The organism is Brevibacterium sp. SIMBA_078 (genome assembly GCF_046534565.1).
Classification (GTDB): Bacteria; Actinomycetota; Actinomycetes; order Actinomycetales; family Brevibacteriaceae; genus Brevibacterium.
The window spans coordinates 1-479 of sequence record NZ_JAWRYQ010000025.1; the positions used below are offsets into that span (position 1 = coordinate 1).

Below are 479 nucleotides of genomic sequence, written 5' to 3' on the forward strand. Positions count from 1 at the left end.
TTCAGGTAAGACAGCAAATACAGAAAAACATAAACGTATTAGAGAGCTGGCAAGTCAAAATAACATGACAAAAGATGAAATAGCTAAGGCAGTTGGTGTTGGTGTGGCTACTGTGTATAGAGTATTAAAAGAGAGCTAGTAGCTCAGATATTTTAAATAAATACCCCTATCCTTTTATTAGCCTTGATTGATTGTGCTTAACATAGAAATAGCTAGAGACTAAGTCTGTGTGAATGCTTTGTAACGTTGAGGTGTGAGAGCTATTGAACACTAAGACCTATGGTGCACAGACCTATAAAACCCTTATCACACTTGGTTTCAAGGCTAGTTAACTACTGCAACTATAGTCATCAATAACAGCATCTATCTAAAAAACTAAAAACCAATAGAATCAAGGCATTTAAAGATATTGCCATGAGAAGAGTTAGGCAAAGCAGAAATATATGTAGAAGATTTTATTCTGGAGTAATTCATTGATG

General features: G+C 34.7%; 1 protein-coding gene. It reads left to right on the plus strand.

Annotation, left to right across the window (positions count from 1 at the left end; all coding sequences use genetic code 11):
* A partial coding sequence (locus SB749_RS18700) for a helix-turn-helix domain-containing protein (protein ID WP_410711621.1) occupies window positions 1–139 on the plus strand: 139 nt, incomplete at its 5' end.
* Window positions 140–479: the final 340 nt, after the last annotated feature.